Genomic DNA, 5,053 nt, shown 5'->3' on the forward strand with positions numbered 1-5,053 from the left:
AAGCTCCTTCTAGCACGCTGCTACGTGAAATCTCAGTCCGAATGCTTCTGCGAAAATTCTGGATTTCAATCTCAGGCGCTTACTTTTTTTCCATGGAAACTAAGGCCGACTTTTTCAACAGAATCGGTCGGTAGCCGTCTGTCATTGCACTTGGGCGATGACGGCACCGATCTGCCCTACTCTCGAATAGTAAAGTGCGAATTCTGCACAATGCTAATCGACCCATCCTACAGGCTTGTTGATAGCGGCAATCGGGCCTTACAGCTTTCGATTCGGAGCCCTGTCACATGCATGAACGCACAATGACGTAACGCTATTTTTTGTTCGTAACATAGCTACGTTACGCAAAAAAAATGCGTTACGTTCAGTAGATGTCGTTTTGACAATTTAACCACACACGTAGCAAAGTGGGCTTGTGACACAACGCTAGTCGGCCTCTTCGAAAGGTCGCGTGGTTTGCGCGTGAGGTTGACAACGCACCCGCTGCCAACCGTCGATGTACAACAGTCTGCCGTTCGCTCCACAGAGTTCACACGTACGAGCCGCGCGCTGCTCCGCAAACATGATCCATTCGTTAGCACGAGCATCACGGCCAGCTACCAAGATCCGCAGCGTTCCCATCTTCTCCACCGCGCCCACTAGGTAGGTCGGGGCATGTTCAGTACATTCATTTGCGTGAGACAGGAGCGAACAGAGTGTCTCTACGATTGCAAGCCACCCTTTGCCACAGTCAAACCTGAAATGCGTCGAGGCATGGAATGCAGCAGGGAATCGACACCTGAGATCTGATTCGAGATCAATCTGTCTGGCCATTCGAGAACCTTTCTAGCCTGAGTAAATATAGTATGCGATGGGCAGGCCGCTTGATCAGCGGCGGAGCTTGAAAGTGTTCACACCATTCCGCTCCAGCGTCTCAATTGTCTTGTCAACAAACACCTCCATTTGGTCCATATATTTTGTATTTTCCTCGGGCCCGAGTAGGTCCCGCTTCAGCACCTCCGCGTTGCGCGACTCTGCCTCTCGGCGAGATCGATCCCTTGGCTTCATAGCAAGGCCAGGAACCCTTTCCGGACACAACGTCATGTGCCAAGTTGGTGAGCCTGGGACGTGCTGATCAAGCTGGAGGTGAGCTTTATGCAGATCAGCAAAATACGTCCAACCTAAGGACGCGAAGGAAAGGATGCCGTAGTCGCTCCCACTTCGCGTGGTGATCCACAAGCTTTCGCCACGGGAATGAATCTCGGAAATGTCCGACGTCTCGATCCGGTGCCCGTCCGCGAAGTTTCCAAATCCATCTGCACATACTTGTCCCCAGACTTCACCAGTCAATATGGCGGGGGCTCAACCCTCGCATGTGTAAGGAAGCCAGTGAATACAACCCCGATGGCATCTGCTTTCAGCTTTAATATTTCAGCTTGAATTCTGTCATTCATTCCGTAGTACTCATAATAAATGAGGGGGAACGTGCCCCAAAGACCGGTTTGCCAAGCGGTGACGGACAACCAAAGCCCGAGATTTTTTGGACTCCAACCGCATAAGATATATCTTATATTCGCCTATCGTTGATTCCAAAAATAGCTCATCCCTGCGTCCAATGCTAGCTTTGCTCGGGCGATGATTGATGGATTTCAACGAAGCTGTCGGCTTGGCCGTGCAGGCATTACGTCGTCACAAAGGACTCACGCAGAAAGACTTCTTAGGCACGGTATCTATTCAATATTTAAGCGACTTAGAACGTGGCAAGCGAACGCCCTCGCTTGCAGTTTTAGCGCGAATCTGTGAGCGGCTGGAGGTACATGAGGCTTTGCCCCTGATTCTGGCGAAGCATTTCATGCAGCCCACCGATCCTCTGCTACAGACAATTAGAGATATTGAGCGGCAGCTCTACATGGCAGGATTTATTGACAATCCATAAAGCTGGTGAGGGTTCGGCCTACCCTTTTGCCCCAGAGCTGGCGGATGTCCCTGAGTCTAAAGATGATGTTAGGGCTACCATGGAATGTCTTCATCGACGGGCTGCGGCTCTGGCCATGTCGCCGGTATGACCGAGGCTGAGGTGGTGCAAACGCTGCCGGGCCTGGAGCGGGACGATTCTCCGCCCATGCACGGGGCTCTGCATTGCCTGAACGCGAAGTTGGAGAAGCCTCTTTTCACCATCCGAACACGAGCTGTCACCTAGAGGCGCCAATTTCCAGCGATCAAATGTGTAACTGATCGGCTCACCAGTTCCGCTACGCGCTCCCAGTTTTACGCACCTATGTGGCCACCTCTAGAGTGCCGCGCCCAAAATGAATGGCCTGTATATAATTTCACGAAAACCTTATGCCTAGTATGCTGGGCAGATCGGAGATCACAGCGACGTTCGCGGTTTGATACCAGCTTTCGGAATCAAGAGCTGACGATTGAATATCAAAGAAGCCTTCGGTGCCGTACGAGGTGAGAGGCGGCTTGATCAATCAGCCTGAATTCACTCCGGCCAGATTGCGGAACTACAAAAGCCCGAGTGCTAGAAATCGGAGCTTCGGGGCCGTTAAATTGGTAAGGACACGAGTCTCTGGTGAGGGAGTTTGGGCTGAAGCTCACCAAGTCTGCTCACTCTATGATTTTAGTACATTTGCATCTGCGTGACCTTCGGAGCTGCATTTTCGCCTGCGGGTCTGGGTCTTCCATCATCCAAAAATCGTTAGATTAGGTAACTACTTGAATTATGGACGACAAATCAAATGTAACGGTTAATAAGGCTCCAGAACTTATGAGCGAACACTCGACGGACCCGCAAAGCAACACCGATGCCACACCGACCAGCAGTAATCCGGTCCAGCAACGTCAGCGCGCCAGTCAGTTGGCCCAAGCGCTGCGGCATGAGCTACAAAAGGTGTTGATCGGTCAAAATGCAGTAATCGACGACGTGCTGACCGCCTTGATCGCAGGTGGACACGTATTGATTGAGGGTGTTCCGGGCCTGGGTAAAACCTTACTCGTTCGCGCCCTCGCCCGCTGTTTCGGCGGTGATTTTGCGCGCATTCAATTCACCCCTGACCTGATGCCCAGCGATGTCACCGGTCATGCGGTGTACGACATACAGACCGAGCAGTTCAAACTGCGCAAAGGCCCGTTGTTCACCAATTTGCTGCTGGCGGACGAGATCAACCGGGCCCCGGCGAAAACCCAGGCCGCGTTGCTCGAAGCCATGCAGGAGCGCCAAGTCACACTTGAAGGGCGCGCTCTGCCCATCGCTCAACCGTTCATGGTACTGGCGACTCAAAACCCCATCGAACAAGAAGGCACTTACCCTCTCCCGGAGGCCGAACTCGATCGGTTCATGCTCAAGCTACGCATGGATTACCCCGACGCGGCCGAAGAGCTGAGCATGGTCCGTCAGGTCACCCGCTCGACCAAAGCCGACATGCTCGACGTGCACCCGCCCCGTACGGTCCTGCAGGCCAAGGATGTCTTGGTATTGCAGCGAATCGCTAGCGAGCTGCCACTGGACGAGCAGGTACTCGATTACGCTGTGCGCCTGGCCCGCACCACCCGTAGTTGGCCGGGTCTGACCTTGGGCGCGGGCCCTCGTGCCTCCATCGCACTGGTTCGCGGCGGTCGCGCTCGGGCTTTATTGCGCGGCGGCGAGTTTGTCATTCCCGACGACATTAAAAGCTGCGCACTGGCCGTATTGCGTCACCGCGTCAGGCTCTCGCCAGAGCTGGATATTGAAGGGCTTTCGGTGGACCAGGTGCTCAAGCAATTGCTTGATCAGGTTCCGGCGCCACGCCTGTGAAGCAAACACTAAAGCCTGCTCGCCTGCAGCTTTGGTGGCTTGTAGGGTTGACCGGCGCGGCAACCATTATTGGCGCCTTGGCAGCGTTAGGCGTGGGTTTGCCCAGCAGCGTATCGGCGGTCTGTTGGGGATTGCTCGCGGCAATGGTCATCCTCAGCGTGGTGGATGCGTTAAGGCTCATGCGTTTAGCGTCGCCGCGCCTGCAACGCCAGCTGCCAGGCAGTTTGGCGTTGGGACGCTGGAGCGAGGTACGGATCACTGTCGAACACCACTACCCTCAGCCCATGACGCTCAGCGTGTTTGATCATGTACCCGAGGGCCTGACGTTCGAAAACCTGCCACAGGTAGCCACGCTGCGTCCCGGCGAACAGGTCGAGCTTGGTTATCGACTGCGGCCTTTGAGCCGAGGACACTTTGATTTCGAACGTTGCGAAATAAACCTCCCCAGCGCGCTGCGTTTATGGACAACCCGCCGTTACGTGCCACTGACCGACGCGAGCCGTGTGTACCCCGATTTCGCGCGCCTCTACGGCGGGCAATTGCTGGCTGTGGATAACTGGCTGAGTCAACTGGGGGTGCGCCAACGTCAGCGCCGGGGGCTGGGCCTGGAATTCCATCAACTGCGTGAGTTTCGTGAAGGCGACAGTCTGCGTCAGATCGATTGGAAAGCCACGGCTCGCCAGCGCACACCCATTGCCCGCGAGTATCAGGATGATCGCGACCAGCAGATTATTTTCATGCTGGACTGCGGTCGTCGAATGCGCAGCCAAGAGGGTGACCTCGCCCATTTCGACCATGCGCTGAACGCCTGTTTACTGCTTAGCTACATCGCTCTGCGCCAAGGCGACGCGGTAGGGATTTCGACCTTTGCTGGCGAACAAGACAGGTATTTGGCACCGGTCAAAGGTACTGCCCAATTGAACCGATTGCTCAACAGCGTCTATGACTTGCGAAGTACCCAACGCTCCGCCGACTACAGCACCGCCGTACGCCAACTGCTGGCTCGGCAAAAACGCCGCGCCCTGGTGGTCTTGGTCACCAACCTGCGCGACGAAGACGACGACGAACTGCTTGGCGCGGTAAAACAGCTCGGCCTGCAACACCGTGTTTTGGTCGCCAGCCTGCGGGAAGAAGTACTCGACGCTGTACGTCAAACTCCGGTTCAGACTTGGCAAGATGCCTTGGCGTATTGCGGTACCATCGACTTCCTCAACGCCCGCGCGACACTGCATGAGCGACTGATTGCCCATGGAGTGCCGGTTTTGGATGCGCGCC

Annotated in this window: 3 protein-coding genes; all 3 read left to right on the forward strand. The window is 55.2% G+C overall.

The window, feature by feature from the left end; all coding sequences use genetic code 11:
* The first annotated feature begins 1,621 nt into the window (after positions 1-1,621).
* A complete protein-coding gene (locus M0974_RS23235; protein ID WP_297842415.1) occupies positions 1,622-1,915 on the forward strand; it encodes a helix-turn-helix transcriptional regulator in 294 nt (97 codons plus the stop codon).
* Positions 1,916-2,752: 837 nt separating this feature from the next.
* On the forward strand, positions 2,753-3,778 hold the full coding sequence (locus M0974_RS23240) for a MoxR family ATPase (RefSeq protein WP_297842418.1): 1,026 nt from the start codon (positions 2,753-2,755) through the stop codon (positions 3,776-3,778).
* On the forward strand, positions 3,775-5,053 hold a 1,279-nt coding region (locus M0974_RS23245; protein WP_297842421.1), incomplete at its 3' end, for a DUF58 domain-containing protein. The genes M0974_RS23240 and M0974_RS23245, both read left to right, overlap by 4 nt.

Origin of the sequence: Pseudomonas sp. (genome assembly GCF_026224925.1) — a bacterium.
GTDB lineage: Bacteria > Pseudomonadota > Gammaproteobacteria > Pseudomonadales > Pseudomonadaceae > Aquipseudomonas.